Source organism: Kitasatospora sp. NBC_00458 (assembly GCF_036013975.1).
In the GTDB taxonomy this organism is placed as follows: Bacteria; Actinomycetota; Actinomycetes; order Streptomycetales; family Streptomycetaceae; genus Kitasatospora.
In genome coordinates, this window is the sequence record NZ_CP107904.1 from 3,651,855 (window position 1) to 3,668,679 (window position 16,825).

The 16,825-nt window shown below is 71.8% G+C and carries 26 protein-coding genes; 16 read left to right on the plus strand and 10 right to left on the minus strand.

The window, feature by feature from the left end:
* Positions 1 to 101: 101 nt before the first annotated feature.
* The 8 genes from OG550_RS14625 (at position 102) to OG550_RS14660 (ending at position 5,165) form a co-directional block, all read left to right on the plus strand.
* Positions 102 to 377: a hypothetical protein gene (locus OG550_RS14625; RefSeq protein ID WP_327677639.1), complete on the plus strand. Its 276-nt coding sequence runs from the start codon at positions 102 to 104 to the stop codon at positions 375 to 377.
* 159 nt (positions 378 to 536) lie between these two features.
* Positions 537 to 1,076, plus strand: coding sequence for an isochorismatase family cysteine hydrolase (locus OG550_RS14630; RefSeq protein ID WP_327677641.1), 540 nt, complete (start codon positions 537 to 539; stop codon positions 1,074 to 1,076).
* Positions 1,070 to 1,972 (plus strand): FAD-dependent oxidoreductase, encoded by a 903-nt coding sequence (locus OG550_RS14635; RefSeq protein ID WP_327677643.1) that lies wholly within the window; start codon positions 1,070 to 1,072, stop codon positions 1,970 to 1,972. Before OG550_RS14630 ends, OG550_RS14635 begins: the two co-directional genes overlap by 7 nt.
* 157 nt (positions 1,973 to 2,129) lie before the next feature.
* Complete coding sequence (locus OG550_RS14640; protein ID WP_327677645.1) at positions 2,130 to 2,348, plus strand: hypothetical protein; 219 nt, start codon at positions 2,130 to 2,132, stop codon at positions 2,346 to 2,348.
* Positions 2,332 to 2,847, plus strand: coding sequence for a DUF6879 family protein (locus OG550_RS14645; RefSeq protein WP_327677647.1), 516 nt, complete (start codon positions 2,332 to 2,334; stop codon positions 2,845 to 2,847). Before OG550_RS14640 ends, OG550_RS14645 begins: the two co-directional genes overlap by 17 nt.
* Positions 2,848 to 3,687 (plus strand): helix-turn-helix domain-containing protein, encoded by an 840-nt coding sequence (locus tag OG550_RS14650; RefSeq protein ID WP_327677649.1) that lies wholly within the window; start codon positions 2,848 to 2,850, stop codon positions 3,685 to 3,687.
* Between the two features lie 227 nt (positions 3,688 to 3,914).
* On the plus strand, positions 3,915 to 4,067 hold the full coding sequence (locus OG550_RS14655) for a hypothetical protein (RefSeq protein ID WP_327677651.1): 153 nt from the start codon (positions 3,915 to 3,917) through the stop codon (positions 4,065 to 4,067).
* A gap of 9 nt (positions 4,068 to 4,076) precedes the next feature.
* Entirely contained in the window at positions 4,077 to 5,165 is a 1,089-nt protein-coding gene (locus OG550_RS14660; protein ID WP_327677652.1) for a protein-L-isoaspartate O-methyltransferase family protein, read from the plus strand.
* Positions 5,166 to 5,221: 56 nt separating this feature from the next.
* Here OG550_RS14660 and OG550_RS14665 read toward each other — a convergent pair whose 3' ends face one another.
* The 5 genes from OG550_RS14665 to OG550_RS14685 all read right to left on the minus strand — a co-directional run bounded on the left by OG550_RS14665 (position 5,222) and on the right by OG550_RS14685 (position 8,179).
* Positions 5,222 to 5,374: a hypothetical protein gene (locus OG550_RS14665; protein ID WP_327677654.1), complete on the minus strand. Its 153-nt coding sequence runs from the start codon at positions 5,372 to 5,374 to the stop codon at positions 5,222 to 5,224.
* Between the two features lie 42 nt (positions 5,375 to 5,416).
* Positions 5,417 to 6,754, minus strand: coding sequence for an AAA family ATPase (locus tag OG550_RS14670; RefSeq protein ID WP_327677656.1), 1,338 nt, complete (start codon positions 6,752 to 6,754; stop codon positions 5,417 to 5,419).
* A gap of 61 nt (positions 6,755 to 6,815) precedes the next feature.
* Positions 6,816 to 7,049 carry a hypothetical protein gene (locus OG550_RS14675; RefSeq protein ID WP_327677658.1) on the minus strand — a complete coding sequence of 78 codons (234 nt, stop codon included), beginning with the start codon at positions 7,047 to 7,049 and terminating at the stop codon, positions 6,816 to 6,818.
* A 34-nt stretch (positions 7,050 to 7,083) separates the two neighbouring features.
* Entirely contained in the window at positions 7,084 to 7,284 is a 201-nt protein-coding gene (locus tag OG550_RS14680; RefSeq protein WP_327677660.1) for a DUF397 domain-containing protein, read from the minus strand.
* 10 nt (positions 7,285 to 7,294) lie between these two features.
* The gene (locus tag OG550_RS14685) at positions 7,295 to 8,179 is read right to left on the minus strand and encodes a helix-turn-helix domain-containing protein (RefSeq protein ID WP_327677662.1); all 885 of its coding nucleotides are present in this window, start codon (positions 8,177 to 8,179) and stop codon (positions 7,295 to 7,297) included.
* Between the two features lie 312 nt (positions 8,180 to 8,491).
* Here OG550_RS14685 and OG550_RS14690 point away from each other — a divergent pair, with 312 nt between their 5' ends.
* The 4 genes from OG550_RS14690 to OG550_RS14705 are packed head-to-tail and all read left to right on the plus strand — an operon-like array spanning position 8,492 to position 9,502.
* Entirely contained in the window at positions 8,492 to 8,857 is a 366-nt protein-coding gene (locus OG550_RS14690) for an ATP-binding protein (protein WP_327677664.1), read from the plus strand.
* Positions 8,854 to 9,105: a hypothetical protein gene (locus OG550_RS14695; RefSeq protein ID WP_327677666.1), complete on the plus strand. Its 252-nt coding sequence runs from the start codon at positions 8,854 to 8,856 to the stop codon at positions 9,103 to 9,105. Before OG550_RS14690 ends, OG550_RS14695 begins: the two co-directional genes overlap by 4 nt.
* The gene (locus tag OG550_RS14700) at positions 9,093 to 9,332 is read left to right on the plus strand and encodes a hypothetical protein (protein ID WP_327677668.1); all 240 of its coding nucleotides are present in this window, start codon (positions 9,093 to 9,095) and stop codon (positions 9,330 to 9,332) included. Before OG550_RS14695 ends, OG550_RS14700 begins: the two co-directional genes overlap by 13 nt.
* A complete protein-coding gene (locus OG550_RS14705) occupies positions 9,329 to 9,502 on the plus strand; it encodes a hypothetical protein (RefSeq protein WP_327677670.1) in 174 nt (57 codons plus the stop codon). Before OG550_RS14700 ends, OG550_RS14705 begins: the two co-directional genes overlap by 4 nt.
* Positions 9,503 to 9,643: 141 nt before the next feature.
* Here OG550_RS14705 and OG550_RS14710 read toward each other — a convergent pair whose 3' ends face one another.
* Positions 9,644 to 10,216, minus strand: coding sequence for a dihydrofolate reductase family protein (locus tag OG550_RS14710; protein ID WP_327677672.1), 573 nt, complete (start codon positions 10,214 to 10,216; stop codon positions 9,644 to 9,646).
* Positions 10,217 to 10,400: 184 nt separating this feature from the next.
* Positions 10,401 to 10,874 carry an Lrp/AsnC family transcriptional regulator gene (locus OG550_RS14715; protein WP_327677674.1) on the minus strand — a complete coding sequence of 158 codons (474 nt, stop codon included), beginning with the start codon at positions 10,872 to 10,874 and terminating at the stop codon, positions 10,401 to 10,403.
* A 588-nt stretch (positions 10,875 to 11,462) separates the two neighbouring features.
* Here OG550_RS14715 and OG550_RS14720 point away from each other — a divergent pair.
* A complete protein-coding gene (locus tag OG550_RS14720; protein WP_327677676.1) occupies positions 11,463 to 12,005 on the plus strand; it encodes a hypothetical protein in 543 nt (180 codons plus the stop codon).
* A 226-nt stretch (positions 12,006 to 12,231) separates the two neighbouring features.
* Complete coding sequence (locus OG550_RS14725) at positions 12,232 to 13,092, plus strand: MerR family transcriptional regulator (RefSeq protein WP_327677677.1); 861 nt, start codon at positions 12,232 to 12,234, stop codon at positions 13,090 to 13,092.
* A gap of 97 nt (positions 13,093 to 13,189) precedes the next feature.
* On the opposite strand, the gene OG550_RS14730 is transcribed toward OG550_RS14725, so the two are convergent.
* Entirely contained in the window at positions 13,190 to 13,621 is a 432-nt protein-coding gene (locus OG550_RS14730; protein ID WP_327677679.1) for a MarR family winged helix-turn-helix transcriptional regulator, read from the minus strand.
* 96 nt (positions 13,622 to 13,717) lie between these two features.
* On the opposite strand from OG550_RS14730, the gene OG550_RS14735 reads away from it, so the two are divergent.
* Positions 13,718 to 14,641 (plus strand): quinone oxidoreductase family protein, encoded by a 924-nt coding sequence (locus tag OG550_RS14735; protein WP_327677681.1) that lies wholly within the window; start codon positions 13,718 to 13,720, stop codon positions 14,639 to 14,641.
* A 384-nt stretch (positions 14,642 to 15,025) separates the two neighbouring features.
* Here OG550_RS14735 and OG550_RS14740 read toward each other — a convergent pair whose 3' ends face one another.
* The gene (locus OG550_RS14740; protein ID WP_327677683.1) at positions 15,026 to 15,637 is read right to left on the minus strand and encodes a DUF7691 family protein; all 612 of its coding nucleotides are present in this window, start codon (positions 15,635 to 15,637) and stop codon (positions 15,026 to 15,028) included.
* 282 nt (positions 15,638 to 15,919) lie between these two features.
* Here OG550_RS14740 and OG550_RS14745 point away from each other — a divergent pair, with 282 nt between their 5' ends.
* The gene (locus OG550_RS14745; protein WP_327677684.1) at positions 15,920 to 16,102 is read left to right on the plus strand and encodes a PspC domain-containing protein; all 183 of its coding nucleotides are present in this window, start codon (positions 15,920 to 15,922) and stop codon (positions 16,100 to 16,102) included.
* Between the two features lie 332 nt (positions 16,103 to 16,434).
* Here OG550_RS14745 and OG550_RS14750 read toward each other — a convergent pair whose 3' ends face one another.
* Positions 16,435 to 16,779, minus strand: a complete 345-nt coding sequence (locus tag OG550_RS14750; RefSeq protein WP_327677686.1) for an ATP-binding protein — start codon at positions 16,777 to 16,779, stop codon at positions 16,435 to 16,437.
* Positions 16,780 to 16,825: the final 46 nt, after the last annotated feature.

Genomic DNA, 16,825 nt, shown 5'->3' on the forward strand with positions numbered 1-16,825 from the left:
TCGTCCCGGCCCGGACCCGACCCCGCCCGACCCCGCGACAGCGGCCGCCGGATGTAGTCCAATTGCCTGACGGGTAGCGCTGTTTCGGGGGAGGGCGTGCGATGTCGGACACGAACCGGTCAGCTCGGCGGCCGCGGTCGGGATTCGAGTGGTGGCCGGCCGTCGCCGCCATCGCCTCCGTCGCGCTGTTCGCCGGGTTCCACCTGGAGGGAGTCCTGGAGCCGCTGACGGACCGGCGGGCGGCCGCGATCGGGGCGGCCTTCCTCGCCGTTGCCGCGGGCGTGTCCTACAGGTCGGACCGGAAGGCCGTCTCCGCCCTCGCGGCCGGGCTGGTCAACGGGTACCTGGCCGCGGGCCTCGCCCACCAGTTCCTGTAGGGGCCGCGGCGCACCCTGGTCGGCCCCGCGGCCGGGCCCGTCGGCGTCGCGTCGGGCCCGTCGGCGTCGCGCCGGGGCCGCGGATCCGCCGGGCCCGTCGTACGTTGGCCGCCGGGGCCGTTCCCGGCGGCCCGGCAATTCGACGCGGCAGGGGGCACCTTGGAGGGAAGACGGGCGGCGCTGGTCGTCATCGACCTGCAGAACGGGTTCGTCAACCGGCATTCGCGGCACGTGGTGCCGGCCGTCGAGGCGCTGGTCGACCGCTGGTCGGCGGGCGGGCGGCCGGTGGTGTTCACCCGGTACGTGAACCACGAGGGCAGCGCGTACGAGCGGCTGCTCGACTGGACCCGGCTGCGGGAGGCCCCGGAGACCGACCTCGTGGAGGCGGTCCGGGCCCGGGCGGGGCGGGCGCGCGCGGTGATCGAGAAGCGCACGTACACCTGGTTCACTCCGGAGGCGGAGGAGCTGGCGGCGGCCGAGGAGTGGACGGACCTGGTGTTCTGCGGAGTGGCGACGGACAGCTGTGTGCTGAAGTCGGCGGCGGACGCGTTCGAGCGCGGGTTCACGCCGTGGATCGTCACGGACGCGTGCGCGAGCGAGGCCGGGCCGGAGGTGCACGACGCGGGGCTGCGGATCGCCCGGCGGTTCATCGGGGCACGGCAGTTGGTGACGGCGGAGGAGTTGTTCGGACAGTGGTAGCGGGAGCGGCGGCCGCGTACGGCGCGGCGGTGCACGACCTGGTGATCGTCGGCGGCGGCCCGGCGGGGTGCGCGGCGGCGGTGATGGCGGCGAGCGTGGGACTGCGCTCGGTGCTGGTCGAGCGCCGGGAGGTGGGGCACACGCTGCGGCGGGTGCCGGCGGTGGAGAACGTGCTGGGCTTCGCGACGGGAGGGGCGTTCGCGGACGCCGTCACGGCGGACGTCCGGCGGGTGGGCGCACTGTGCGAGGTCCGCGCCGGGGACGCGGCGGCCGAACTGCACGCGGACGAGGAGGGGGTGACCGTCCGGCTGGCCTCGGGCGCCGCCGTCCGGGCCCGGTACGCGGTGGTCGCGACGGGCGTGCGGGCGGCGCTCCCGGCCGAGGCGGGGTGGATCACCTCCGACGCGGGCCCGGTCCCGCCGGTGTGGGAGGCGGACGCCTCCGCCCTCGCCGGCCGCCGCGCCCTCGTCCTCGGCGCCGACCGCCCCCTCGGCACCCTGCTGCGCGCCCACCCGCGGACGCCGCTGGACCTCGTGGTGCCGCACCCGCCGTCCGACGCCTACAAGGCCGACGAGGTGCGCGGGGAGGACCGGGTCACCCTGCTGGAGGTCGGGTCGCTGGAGCTGCGCCGCGAGGGCGACGGCCGCGTGGCGGCGGGCGGGCTGGGCACCTTCGACCCCGACGCGGTCTTCGTGAACCTCGGCTGCCGGCCGGCCGCCCTGCCCGGTTCCCTGGTGCGGGGCGAGGACGGCTACTGCCCGCCCGGGCGCCAGCACCCCCGCGTCCTCACCGCCGGCGACCTCCGCTCCGCCCGCGGCCAGCGCATCATGACCGCCACCGGATCCGGCGGAGAGGCCGCCCTCCAGGCCTACTACGCGATGCGCCTCGGCGGCTGACCGGCCGGGCGGCGGCCGGCCGCTCCGGGGCGACCCGCATCTCAAGATCTTTAGGCCGGAACCGGAATAGTTCTGCGTTCCGATGGTTCACGATCCCCGACGTCCGTAACGTCCTCCGTGTCCCGTTCAACCAGGTCTTCCCACGAGGGAGTTCGCCATGGCCGAGAACAAGCACGGGCTCGTCCGACTCACTGGCAGCGGTAGCGGTTCAGGAGAGTGCGGGGACGACGACTGCCCCAATGTCTACGCCACGGACCGCGGCTCGTTCGTCGTCCAGGGAAGCACGTTCACCGGCTTCCGCGCACCCGACGGCGAGTCGCTCGTCGAGATCCCCGAAGAGATCCTGCGGGAGGCCGTCCATGTTCTTGGATGGTGACGGCTGGCGGGCGTTCTTCGACGCCATGGAGCACGACGCGTGGCGCCTCGAAACGCTCCCCGCCTACGCGATGCCGCAGGAGGACAACGCCGTCCGACGCTTCCTCGCCGGGGAGCCCGTCGGCCCCGCCGACACCGCCGCATGGACCGCACGGCTGCGGGGCTACCGGGAGAGCGGCCGCCGCGTCGGCCGGGTCCACGTGCTCACCAGGCCGCTGACGGACTACCTGCGCTTCGAGTTCGCGTACTACAGGCACAGCGTCGGGGCCGGGGAGGACGTGCGGATCCTCGACCTCACCGACCGCCCGAACCCCGGGCTGCCGGACCAGGACTTCTGGCTGTTCGACGACAGCCGGGTGGTCCTGATGAACTACCGGGCCGACGGCACCCAGATCAACCGGCAGGTCCACGAAGGAGATCCCACCCCGTACGCGGAGTGGAAGCGGTTGGCAGTCGCCGAGTCGGTTCCGTTCCTGGAATACGTGAAGGACCATGGGTGAGTGACGTTCGCCCCTGAGCAGCTGGACCGCTCGAAGTCCGATCTGGCGAAGCTGCTGCGAGAGCTCCGGAAGCGGGCCGGTCTCAGCGGGGACCGGCTCGCTCGGCGTTGCGGCCTGTCCCAGAGCACGATCAGCAAGATCGAGACCGGGCGCAAGACGCCCCGCCTCACCGAGGTGGAGAGCATTCTGCGAGCGGTCGGCGCCACTGCCGAGCTGGCCGATGAGGTGCTCGCCCTCGCCAGGGTCGCCAACACGGAATGGCAGGGAGTCCGTGCGTCATGGCGCCGCGGGCTGGAGAAGCGTCAATTCGAACTGGCGGCCCTGGAGTCGTCGGCGAGCGAGCTCCGGTACTTCCTTCCCGCCATGATCACGGGTCTGTTGGCCCTTCCCGAGTACGTGCGGTCGAGCCTCGCTCACACACCCGGCGATCCCGGCCGGACGATCGCCCGGAAGCTGGAGCGCCAAGCCGTGCTCTGTGACACGTCGAAGACGTTCACGTTCGTGCTCACGGAGCAGGCGGTGCGGTGGAGCGCGATTCAGCCTGTGGCGATGTCGGTGCAGGTGGAGCACCTGGTGGCACTCTCCCGGCTGCCGAACGTGACGATCGGAGTCGTCCTGAACGGCGCAGTGACCGGACGCGGACCGATGAACACCTTCACCGTCTACGACGACCACCTCGCAACCGTGGAGACATTCACCGGGCGGATAGTGTTCCGCGATTCCCGCGACATTCACCAGTACCTTGAGATCTTCGCGATGTATGAAGCCATGGCGACCTTCGGCGACGAGGCGAGACTCTTTCTTTCCGAACTGGCCGCAGAATTTCGCGGAGATCTTTAGTCGGCTACGAGAATTTCATTGAACGGGCCCACAGGCCGCTCCTACCGTGGTCGGCACGCAGCCGTTCCACGAATGGAGTCGTCGAGATGACCACACCTCCTCCCGGCCCCGGCCCTGTACCGCCCGAGCCCGGAACCCGCCCTCGACCGGCTCCCGAGCCGGTCCGCTCCTGACCGAAGCCCGCCCACGGCCGCATCACCGGGATCCGGCCGACAGAAGGAGGACGCATGGGAAAGCACGGCGGAGGATCCGGCAACGACGGCCCCGGCAAGGCCGGCGGCGGAACAGGCGGAGGCCACTCGGGCACGCCGGACACCGCGCCGCACGACGGCCGGCGCGACGCGCCGCCGACCAACCTGCCGAAGCCGTCCAAGCCGTAGGGGCCAGACGTGACTTGGGATGAACTTACCGACGGGCTGAAGAACTCCGGTGCACTGTCGCCCGACTGGGAGCAAACCTTCCGCTCGACGCCGCGCGCCGAGTTCACACCGGACCGGATCTTCCACGACGGCGAGTGGATCGACCGGAACGAGGAACCGGGCCGCTGGTCGACACTGGTCGACTCGGACCTGGCACTCGTGACGCAGCTCTACGACGACACCGTGATCCCGTCATCGTCCAGTTCCATGCCCACGGTCGTGGCACAGATGCTCCGGCACCTGGACGTCGACAAGGGCATGCGCGTACTCGAACTCGGCACCGGGACGGGATGGACGGCAGCACTCCTGTCGCGTCGGCTCGGCTCCGAGAACGTGACCAGCGTCGAGCTCGACCCTGAGCTTGCCGGACGGGCGCGGGAACGCCTCGACGCCGTCGGGCTGCGACCGGCCGTCATCGCGAACGACGGGACACGCGGCCACCCGGAAAGCTCACCGTTCCACCGGGCGCACCTCACGGCAGCGGTACAGCGGGTACCGTCGGCGATCATCGAGCAGACGGCACCCGGCGGGGTGATCCTGGCACCGTACGGCACGGCGTTCTGCAACGGAGGACTGCTCCGCCTCACCGTGGCCGAAGACGGTCGCTCGGCGAGCGGACCGTTCGTCGAGGACGTGTCGTTCATGTGGGTCCGCGACCAGCGGCCCGCCAGCGGCGAGTTCGACATCGAGGACGTCCGGTACGGCGGGTCCGCCATCGACCCCGCAGAGGTCGCCGAGGAGACGCACGCCGCCTTCGCCATCGGCCTGCGCCTGCCCGGCCTGTTCAGACAGGATGTGTGGGCCGGCTACGACCGGTTCGGCACCGGCCGTTCGGAGATATGGGACGGCGTGTCGTACGCCCACTGCCGACTGGCCGACTGGAGCGGCAGGCACGCCGTGTCCCAGTCCGGTCCGCGCGATCTGTGGGACGAAGTGACGACGGCCCACACCTGGTGGGAACGCAACGGCCGACCGGGTCTGACCCGCTTCGGCATGACCGTGGCACTGACAGGCGAGCACCACCCGTGGCTGGACCGTCCCGGCAACATCATCAGCTGACCACTCGATCCGCTTGGCCGCCGCCCCGGCGTGGCGGCGGCCAAGCCTTCAGGGCCTCACGGCAGCTCGGCCCACGTCCCCATCGTGGCTTCCAGTGTCCAGATGCGGACCTCGGCCTGCACCCGGGACGCGTAAAGGTCCCGCTCGGCGACGATGCTCAGGTCACCGGTGCCGAGCTGTTGGCGGACGGCGTGCTCGGCCAGGTCCATGCCGGCAGCCGGAACCCGGACGTTCGCTGGTTGCTCACGGACTCACAGGCTCCTCAGGAAGTCCTCGACGCTGGTCATGCCGTCCCGGGGGTGGATCGCCTCCGGCAGGCGGCCCTTGGTGATCGCATCGCCCAGGTCACCGGCGGCCAGCAGGTCGACATAGCCGGGCAGGTCCGTGAGGCGGGTCAGGACGCTCTCCCCCGACTCCTGGTCCCGACTGCACACGACCACTCCTGAATGGTCCTGTGCGGCGAGGGAGTTCAGAAGCGCCGGACTGTGGGTGGTGAAGAGGACGTCGATGCTTCGCCGCTCCGACTCCTCCTTCATCAGGCGGAGCACACGGGCGGCCTGCGTGGGATAGAGGCCGTTCTCGATCTCTTCGATCACCAGGTGCCGCCGGGCCGGCAAGGCTCGTTCGTCTCCGCCGGAGACAGGAGCGCTGAGCAGGGCGGTGCCGAAGGCCAGGAAACGCAGCATGCCGTCACTGAGGAGGCGTGCCGGGACGTCGTGTTCCTTGCCGTGGTAGCCGGACTCGCGCAGCACCAGCTGCACGTCGCCGATCCGGGTGTCGACACTGCTGATGCCCCTCACGGGGTACTCGGGCATGCCCGCCACCAGGTCGGTGAGACGCCCGAACGCGGTGGGGTCGGTCTCGTGCAGGTTCCCCACCACCGCGCTCAGGTTGTCGGCGCTTCGTCTGAGCTCCGTGTCGCGCGTATGGACGTACTGCCGCATGAGGTGGGGGACGGGATCCAGCAGGAAGACGTCCCGCAGCACTGCGAGGACGTCCCGCGCGGCGCGGTGCACCAGCTTGGTCGCTTCCGTCGTCGCGGGCAGCCCTACCGGGACCTGGCTCGTCAGCAGGCGGTCGGCGGCGAAGGTGGCGCTCGGATCGACACCTCGCAACCCGTTGAAGAAACGAGCTTTGAAGCGGTTGCCGCCTGATGCCTCGGGGTCGCCGACCAGGAGCGAACGGCCCGCCGCGAGCCGGCGGCTGCCGTAGCGCACGCCTTCCACGGCCGTCAGCTGCTCGCTCAGGATCCGGACCTCGGGGGCTACCGCGATCTCCACGTCGAGGTCGTAGACCGCCTCGCCGGAGCGCACGCGGCAGCCGAGTGCGAAGCTCTCCGCCCCGAGCGGTGCACATCCCTCGGCGCCGCCGCGGATCGGCTCCTCCCCGCCGATGCGCGGACCGTCCAGCGCGTCGCGAACGGGCTCGCCCAGAGCGAGCCGGGAAAGTACGACCAGCCCGTCCAGGGCGTTGGACTTGCCACTGCCGTTGCGGCCGATCAGCACCGTGAGGTCGCGGAGGGGCAGACGCTGGCCGGTGAAGCTCTTGAAGGAGGTCAGGCGTACCTCCTCCAGGCGGGGAGTCTCCACCGGGTACCTCTCTGACTCGTTCCGACCTGGCACTGTCCGCGTCCAGCTCATGCAGCGGCCGTCACGGGCTGTCGAACGGTGGGTGGTGGCGCCACGGGATCAGTCGCTCGTACGCACCAGGGCGGTGAAGGTGTCGTTGGCTGCTGCGCGCCCTGGGCGGATTCGGGGAGCGGAGGGCGCGGACGGCGAAGTGGAAGGCGATGAGGGCGACGAGGGCGCCCCGGAGGGTCCCGCCGATGACGCCGACCTGGGTGGTGCGGACGATGAGTCGGCTACGCCAGGTGTCGGCGTTCATCGGTGGGATCCTCCGGGGCGGGGAGAAGCGCGGCTCAGATGAGGTGGTCGAACTCGCCGCCCTTGGCGGCGGCAATGAATGCGCGGAGCTTGGAGACGTCGCTGGTCATGACGACGTCGGGATCGTCGGATTCACGGATGAGGCGAAACTCATCGGCGCCAAGAGCAAGTTCAATGCATGCGTTTCCCGTGTCCCCTCCACTGAATGACGACTTCTGCCACAGGATCTTGGACATCGCAGGCCTTTCAGGCTTGGAGCAGGTAGAGGAGGTGCTGAAGGATCCCCCACGAGTCACGCGACGCCATACCGCGCCGAGGCTCGACCCCGTCGACGGCCGGCAGGGCCAACTCCTTCAGCTGCTCGAACTTCTTGCGGTAGGCCGCGATGATCTCGGGGTCACCATAGTGCTCCGCCCGCCCGGGAGCATCCACGATGATGGATGACAGGTCACTACAACCCGGATCGCAGAGAAGGAACGACCCAGGACTTGGCGGCTTCTTCGCCGCAGTGAACGGCATCACCTGAACCGTGACGTTCGGTCGCTCCGCCATATCCAGCAGGTGAAGCAGCTGGGCTCTCATCACCGCATCGCCCGGAAATCGCATGCGCAGGGCAGCTTCGTGAATGATGAAGTGGAAGTCTCTGTCCTCTTCAAGAATACGCCGCCGGGCCATCCGGAACTGAACCGCTTCATCGACACCCCATGGCCCATCGACGATGGAATCCTCGTAGATCGCCTCTACGTATGCGGGCAGTTGGAGGATGCCAGGGATGTAGAGCGTTTCGTAGTTCGCCGTCCTGATCGTTCGACCTTCAGTCTCGGCAAGGTCGAGCGAAAGAGCCGGGACCTTGCCCTTGAACTCCGTCCACCAGCCCTTGCCATCGCTGGAGCCGAGGTCCTTCAGGATCTCGATGTAGGTCTCATCCGTGCACCCGTATGCGTCCAGGAGTGCTGTGAGTCGGGCGGGATCGAGCCCGGTGCGCGCGGCCTCGATGTGGCTCAGCTGTGGCCCGCCCATACCGATGAAGGCGCCAGCGTCCTTGACCGCAAGTCCAGCAGCCTCACGCAGTCTCCTCAGCTCAGCGCCGAATCGCTTCTGCCGCTCGCTGATTTGAGTCCTGAGTGCCAAGGATCTTCCTTCCGTGTCGGAGCAGTTTCCCGCTTCGAGAGCGCCCGGCGCCACTCACACGGGTGAGGCTACTCAACCTCGGGCTCCATCTTCGGCGATCGTGTTGCACGCGTGGAACCCATAGGCCTACTCTCAGTGTTGCACCGATCACACGACGGAGCGTCAGTAACGCCTGTTTCCAAGGCAGTAGGCGCCTTCTGCCCTTCGCACCGCAGAGCAGCCACGCGTGACCTCAACCAGTCCCGTCCTGGCCTGGCTCACGGCGACGTCCCTCCGCCGTCCCGCTCTCCTCCCACCTCTCGGAGGTTCCCCATGCGTGCCTGCAACCCGCCCGACTGGTCCGCCGCCCGCAACGAACTGCGCGGAGCCCTCACCTCCTCCGGCTGGCACCCGGACACCATCCACGACGCCGAACTCGCCCTCCACGAGCTCTACTTCAACGCCTGGCGGCACGCCGACTGCCAGTCCCCCCTCGTCATCCTCGTCCTCCTCCCCCGCACCCTCCGGGTCTGCGTCTGCGACGACAGCCCCACCCTCCCCGAGCCCCGCATCTCCGCCGACCCCTACGAGGTGTCCGGCCGCGGCCTCCACCTCGTCCGCTCCCTCACCCACCGCTTCGGCGCCGACCCCACCAAGAACGGCAAGGTCGTCTGGTACGAGCTGGACGCCGCCGCGTGAGCCGGAAGCCGATCGCCCCCGACGACCCCGTCATCCGCACCTACACCGACCCCGAGGTCACCGCACTCCTCCGCGAACTCCACGAAGCGGGCCGCCCGTTCGGCATCCAGTGGGGATCCGCCGCCACCCTCCCCGGCACCGTCGACGGCCGCATCCTCATCGACTTCGGCAACGCCCCCGTCGCCACCCTCCTCAACCTCCTCAACCTCCTCCGCGACACCGAGAGGCACCGCCCGTGGGAGTCCTGATCCCCTTCGTCACCGCGACCGTCCACACCGAGCGCACCACCGTCGCCCACGTCACCGTGGAATCCGCCCCCGACGCCGCCGTCCAGCTCCGCCTCGCCCCGGACCTCGACATCCACGCCGGCCCCGGCGAGCACCTCGCCATCCCCCTCACCAACGACCAGGCGGAGGACCTCCTCCACGCCCTCGCCGCCCGCCTCGGCCACCGCATCCTGCGAATCCAGCAGTGACGCCCGGCACCGCGGACCTCCTCATCGGCGCGGCCTTCGCCGTCCTCCTCGCCCTGGCGATCACCACCGTCGTCCTGGGCGTCATCACCGCCCTGAAGGTCCACGACGCCCCGACCGCCGCCGCCACCGAGGACGACCGCCCCTCCGCCCGCGACCGCATACCGCACTGAACCCGGCCCACCCGCCCGGCGGCTGCCGCCTCAGCCGCCGCCCACCTCCCCGCACCTCCCCGCACGAAAAGTCGGCCCCGCCGACTTTTCGCGCAAGAGCCCCGGGCCGCCGCCCGTCAGCGGGGAGACCCCCGCCGCCCGTCAGCGGACGACGTCGAAGACGTTCTTCTGCAGCCCGTTGTCGTAGGCCTCGTACTCGACGAGCTTCAGCTTCTGCACGTCCTTGTCCGTCGTGCTGAACAGCCGCTTCCCCGCGCCGAGCAGCAGCGGGAAGACGAGCAGGTGGTAGCGGTCGATCAGGCCGGCGTCCGAGAGGGCCTGGTTCAGCGAGGCGCTGCCGTGGACGATGATCGGCCCGCCCTCGGTCTCCTTCAGCGCGGCGACCTCGTCCAGGGAGCGCAGGATCGTCTGCTCACCCCAGTTCGACACCAGGTCCTTCTCGTCCAGAGTGGTGGAGACGACGTACTTCGGCATCACCTTGTACTCGGCGAAGTCCGCCATGTCCGGCCACACCGGACTGAACGCCTCGTAGCTGGTCCGGCCCAACAGCATCGCGGCCGCCTCCTGCTGCTCCCGGCCCTTGATCTCGAACGCCTCGGGCAGGAACTCGGTGTGCTTGAAGGTCCACCCGGAGTTCCGGTAGCCGGGCTCACCGCCCGGCGCCTCCACGACGCCGTCGAGCGAGATGAACGCGGTGCTGATCAGGGTGCGCATCAGGACTTCCTTGGTATCTCGTGTCCGATTTCCCAGCAGACTAGGCCCGCGCGCGCTTCGACCACCCGTGCGGCCCCGGCGCGCCGACCCGTGATCTATGACTGCCGGTCACGGAGGAACTCATCGGCCCTCGCGAAATCCGACACGCATTGCATCCTTGCCACGCCTTCACCCCCTCGCGCCCTCACACGGACGCGACGGCCGCCCCGGGCGCGGCCGGGCCGCGGAACGACTGCGCCCGGCTCAGCACCAGACTGGTGGTCGTGCTCCCGAACTGGGCCAGCTCGTCGACGACTTCCTCCAGATGCGCCATCGACCTGGTCGCCACCTTCATGACGTAGCAGTCGTCCCCGGTGGTGCGCAGGCACTCCAGGATCTCCGGGCGCTCCCCGATCAGCCGGCGCAGCGGCTCGTGCCGCGTCCCCGGCCCCGGGTACTTCAGCCGGACCACCGCCAGCACCGGGTACCCGGCCCGATCCAGGTCCACCTCGGCCCGGTAGCCCGTGATCACCCCCGCCGTCTCCAGTCGCCGCACCCGCTCCGTCGTGGCCGACGCGCTCAGGTTGACCCGCCGCGCCAGCTCCGTGAACGCGACCCGGCCGTCCCGCTGAAGTTCCGTCAGGATCGCCCAGTCCGTTGCATCAAGACTCTCGGTCATCCCCTCAGATTACCGGCGTTTCCACGGCTGAACCGCCCCTGAACAGGCAGGAACCCCTTCAACGGGACCCGCCTGCCTCCCTAGGCTGAACGGCATGAAGACCGGATCCAAGACCCGCCGCCCCGACTCCGACAGCTCCTGTCGGAGGACGCCGCCCACTCCCGTACCGGCCGCCGCGACCGCCCGCCCGAAGGCCCGGCCGACTGCCGCGACCGATGACGACACCGCGTGGTCCTGCACACCCCGACGCCCGGCGGCGCCTCACAGGACGCCCCGACCGGGGCGCCGGAGCCGGAGCTGACGCCCGCGCACCGGGCGCCTGCGGGCGCCCGCCGAGGGCGGCCTCCCGTCACGCGGGGTAGCGAGGGGACACCTTCGGGGAGGTCGGCGGGGACGGAACCGTCCCCTGCCTCCCCGGGTCGGCGGCGGCCGGGGAAAGGCGATCCACTCGTCGCGCGATTCGGGGAGCACGGCGGTGGCCCGGGGGGGAGAGCCTCGCCGCCCCGGAGGATCCGGACGACGGCGTCGCCGCGCTCGACCTCGCGGCCGATCCGCTGCGAACCCGAACCCGCCCACGACGGTGCGCCGGTGGACGCCGTCGTCCGGCTCCCGTACGCCGTGTGCTCACCCGGCGGCGGCGCACTGATCGCGCTCAGGCCCTGTCGGGCGGGTGACGGACGCATTGCCCGTCCCGCCCACCCTGCTGTCCGGGCGACGACGCTCGCCTTCGAGCGCTCCCGGGCCTGGCATAAGCGCGGCCCCGGTCAGCCGCCGCACGTCCTCGGCATGCCTTGCCGGGACCGGACCTCTGCAGGCCCGGCCGATCCCCGACCCGGCTCCGAGCAGGAGGACTTCATCACCGCAGAACCGGTACGACGGATCGTTTCCGTCGCCTCGGGCCTCGCACTCGCCCCGGCCGCGAGCGCAACCGTGCGGAACTGCTTCCGCTACCTCCTGGAGAACAAGCCGGGCGCCGACACCCGGATCGTGGACGACGCCTGCCTGATCGGCACGGCCGGGGCCAGGCTGCCTCCCACCAGCGTCACCACCTCCTGCGGGAGGGCTACGTCCCCGCCGCCCTCGCCGGAAACGCCTGTCGCCGCGCCGCGCCGGAGTAGCGCCGACACCTGAGCCCCGGACCGGCCCTCTCCGCTGCGGCCGGGCGCAGGCAAGGGGCGAGAAGCGAGAGGCGCTGCACGAAAAGTCGACGGGCTCGACTTTTCGCGCGGACCACCCGGCTCCGGCGCCCCGGCCCGCCGGAACCGGGCGGCGGCGGCAGCAGCCGACCGCCCGCCCGCCGAGCGGCCCGCCGTCACCGGCTTGCCCCTCCCCCAGGGGCAGAGAGCAGAGTGGCCCCGTGCACGAGGACTTGATCTCCATCGGGGAGCTGGCCGCCCTGACCAGGCTCAGCCCCAAGGCCCTGCGCCTCTACGGGGAGCGCGGGCTGCTGACACCCGCCCTGGTCGACCCGCGGACGGGGTTCCGCCGCTACGCCCTCACCCAGGTCGAGCGGGCCCGGCGCATCGCGCTGCTGCGTGCCGTCGGCATGCCGCTCGCCCGGATCGCGGAGCTGCTGGACGCGGGCGGCGCGGACAGCCACCCGGACGACGAGGGCACCCCCGTACAGGTGCGCCTGCTCGACGCCTACTGGCGGGAGCAGGAGTCCGCGCACACGGCCCGCCGGGAGGCGGTGGGCTACGCCCGAGCGGTTCTGAGCGGAAGGCCCCTGACCATGTACCGGATTGACGAACGCGAAGTGCCCGCACAGAAGGTGCTGTACACCCGGCGCCACGTGACCGCCGCCGATCTGGCCGGATTCCTGGGCGAGGCGAGTGAGCTGCTCCTCGCCCATCTGCGGCAGACCGACGCCTGCCTCTCCGGGCCGATCTTCAGCATCTTCCACGGCCACGTCAGCGAGGAGTCCGACGGCCCGGTCGAGGTCTGCGCGCCGACGATGAACACGGTCGAACCGGCGGAGCGGATCGGGGTGCGCATCGAGCCCGCGTGCCGGGAGGCCTACACGCGCCTGACGAAGGAGCACAAGGACTTCGCGACCATGACGGCGATCCACGACGCCGTCGGCGCCTGGGTCGGCGAGCACGGGTACGTGCGCAGCGGCCCCAACCGGGAGGTCTACTACCCGAACTGGGCCACCGCCGCCCCGGACGAGCACGTCGCGGACGTCGCCGTGCCGTTCCACCCGCGCTCCGGCGGGTAGGCACTCCCGAACACCCGGCACCCGGCACCCGACACCCGGCACCGAACGCCGGGCATCAGGCCCCGGGCCGCGATCGGACGGGACGGCCGCATCCGCCCTACGGCGCCCCGTGGACCCGCGCCAGCAGGGTCATCAACTGCCGCTGCTCGTCCGGGTTCAGCGGCGCCAGCAGCTCCTCGTTCGCCGCCTCCGCCAGGGCCGCGCAGCGGGCGAGCACCGCGACGCCCTCCGGGGTCACCGTGACGGCGTTCTTCCGCTTGTCGGCCGGGTCCGGGGCGCGCAGGACGTAGCCCGCGCCCTGGAGGTGGTTGAGGATGCCGACCATGTCCTTGGGGTCGACGGCGAGCAGGCGGCCCAACTCGGCCTGGGCCACCGGGCCGTACTCGGCGGTGGCGGCCAGCACCGCGTGCGGCATCAGCTTCAGCCCCTCCGCGGCGATCGCATCGGCGACCAGGCCCCGGCCGCGCGCCGCGACGCGGCCCACGAGCCAGCTCGGCAGTGACTGGATGTGCTGGAGGGGCGTGGTCATGCTTCCAGCCTACTCGGATTTTCATTGGACTTCCCAATGACCTTCGGCATATCGTTGGGGTACCCAATGAATCCGAACCCGTATCCGGGAGGTCCTGTGCTGCGCATCCGCCATGAGGTCAACGGCGGCCCCGAGGTGCTGTTCGCCGAGGAGGCCGCCGTGCCCGCCCCCGGCGCCCGCGAGCTCCTGGTACGCGTCGAGGCGATCGGCGTCACCCTGCCCACCGTCCGCAAGGTCCGCGAGGGCGGCGGACCGGTCTCCTTCGGCGGCGAGATCGCCGGGAGGGTCACCGCCACCGGGCCCGGCGTCACCGCCTACGCCGTCGGCGACCGCGTCACCGGGCTCTGCTTCACCGACGCCTACGCCGAGTACGCCGTCCTGAACACGGCGACGGCCTCCCGGATCCCCGACGGCGCCACCGCCGTGGAGGCCGTCGCCCTGGTCCGCAGCGGACTGGTCGCGCGCGGCGCCCACGGGGCGGCGCGCGTGGAACCCGGCGAGTCCGTCCTGGTCACGGCAGCCGCCAGCGGCGTCGGCAGCCTCGCCCTCCAGTACGCGCGGGCCGGCGGGGCGGGGCGCGTCGTCGCCGCCGTCAGCAGCGACGCCAAGGCCGACTTCGTCCGCTCGCTCGGCGCCGACGAGGTGATCCGCTACGACGACGCCGACTGGGGCGGCCCCTACGACGTGATCCTCGACGGCGTCGGCGGCGACCTGCTCGGCCCCGCCGTCCGCGCGCTCGCCACCGGCGGCCGGCTGGTCGCCTACAGCTCCGGCGGCGGCACCGTCGAGGCGTACGAACTCCTGCTCCGCGGCGCCTCGATGATCGGGTTCCAGATGCGCGCCGTCGCCCTCGGCAAGCCCGACCTCTACGCCCGCTGGCTCCGCGAACTCTGGCAGCTCCGCGACGCCGGCACCCTGCGCCCGGCCGTCCACGCCGAGATCCCCCTCGCCGAAGCCGCCCGCGCCCACGCCCTCATCGAGCAGCGCCGCAACCTCGGCAAGGTCGTCCTGGTCCCGTAGCCGGAGCCCGGGTGACACCGTCACCACCGGATCCCCCGGAGGCGGCATGAGGCAGGGCGCCACCGGACCGCCCGCCCGGGCGCAGCACCCCCGCGGCCGACGTCCCGCGCCCCACGTCCCGCGCCCCACGTCCCGCGCCCCACGTCCCGCGCACCGACACGTCCGCCGTGAGTTCCAGGCGCCCTTGATGACCGCCGACACGGTCCCCCCCCCGGAGACGCCACACGGTGCACGACGGCGGATGCGGCGCCCTTCCCGAAGGAGGACGCCGCGCGTCCGCACGACTGCCCGGAAGCCGGAGGTGCTCGGCGGTGTCCGGGAGTTCGCACGCTGCGCGGGAAGTCGGACCGGTCGGCCCCGCACTCCCCCGGGGAGCTGCCGCAGCTACGAGACGAAGCCCACGACGCCGAACCCCGGGCGCGCCTCCACGTGGCGGAGCCACTTGACGACGTCCATGACGGCGTCGACCACCTCCGGCTCCAGCGGCGGCGCGTGGCCCTGCCGCTTGGTCTCCTCGAACTCCTCCAGGGCCCGCAGGCACTGCTCGTGCGTCCACTCGCCGCAGCCCGGCAGGTACGAGGACGGGACGGGGTCGGGCAGCCCGGAGCCGTAGCCGAACTCGGACACCGACACGGCGGTGATCCGCAGCGCCCGCAGCCCCTCGTCCACCACGGACAGCCAGTCGCCCTTGTAGGGGCTGAAGGAGGAGTTGTCGAGGAAGGACCCGGTCAGCGCGCAGAGGCGCTTGTAGGCGTAGCCGTACTGGAACGCGTGCTCCCGGTCCGCCCCGAACGGCCCGCCGTGCACCACGGCGCGCAGCGCCTCGTAGGCCGTCGGGGCGCCGGCCTCGATCTCGGACTCGAACCACTCGTCGTCCGACGTCAGGTCCGCGCCGAAGCTGTCCCGGATGACCTGGAGCAGCTGGTCGTCACCGGAACCGACCAGGGCGCGGGTGGCCTTCGGGTCCAACAGGTACACGCTCAGGGAGGAACTCATGGCACGACGCTATCGCCGCGGTCCGACAGCGGGCCGCGCGCCCGTCCTCCCCCGTCCGGGCGGCGCGCGCAGGACGTCGGACCGGTCGGTCTCCCGCTCCGCCGGGCGGCCGGTCTCCGGGCCGACCCTGAGGGAAACCCCGAGGTCGGATCCCCCTCCGAGGGGAAGGAGGTCAGGGGCAGGATCCGCTTGCGGGCTGAGGAATCGGGGCCGCCGGCGGCGGAGCATGGAAGTACGCCAGCCGGAGAGACCGGCCACGGCGACACAGCAACGGAGTACTCCATGAGCCGCCTCGCCCGCCCCCGCCACAACCGCGTCATCGCCGGCGTCTGCGCCGGGCTCGCCGAGCGGTTCGGGCTCACCCCGTGGACCGTCCGCGTGATCTTCCTGGTCTCCTGCCTGCTGCCCGGCCCGCAGTTCCTGATCTACCTGGCGCTCTGGCTGCTGCTCCCCCAGGAGCCGTGATCCGACCGGGGCCGCCACGCCGAGCGGGCCCCTGACGGAGCACCCCACCACCCACCGGCCGACGACGCACACCCGCACGACGCACAGCCCGACGGCGACCGGCGGCCACGACCGGTCACGACGACGAGGGACACCCCCGGCGGACGCCCCGCCGGTACGGCCGCGGCGAACCCGCCGCGGCCCCACCGCCACAGGACCGCACGACGGAACGGGCCGCTCACTCCGGGGGGAGTGAGCGGCCCGTTCCGTCGTGCGGGTGGAACCTCGTGCCGGTGGAGCCTCGTGCAGGTGGGGCGCCGTGCAGGTGGGGCGTCGTGCAGGTGGGCGGAGCGTCAGCCGCCGAGGCCCGGGAGGAGCCCGGTGAGCCCGCCGACCGGGGTCTTGTCGAGGCCCGGGATGTTCGGCACGCCGGCCCGGTTGGCGGTCGCGGCCGGGGCCGCGGCCTGGCCCGCGCTGGGGGTGAGGGTGCCGAGGGTGTTGGCGACCCGGTCGCCGCCGGGCAGCTTGGCCGCGGTGTCGGTGACGGCCCCGGTGACGGCCGGGTTGGTCAGCGCGCCGGTCGGGAGCCCCAGGCCACCGGTGGCGGCGGGGGCGGCGGACGCGCTGCCGGCGCCGACGGCGGCGATGGCGATGCCGAGCGCGGCGGTGCCGGCGGCCTTGAGAGTGGCCTGCTTCATGTGGTTCGTCCCCTTGGGTCCTCGTCGGTGGCCGGCCGGCACGGCG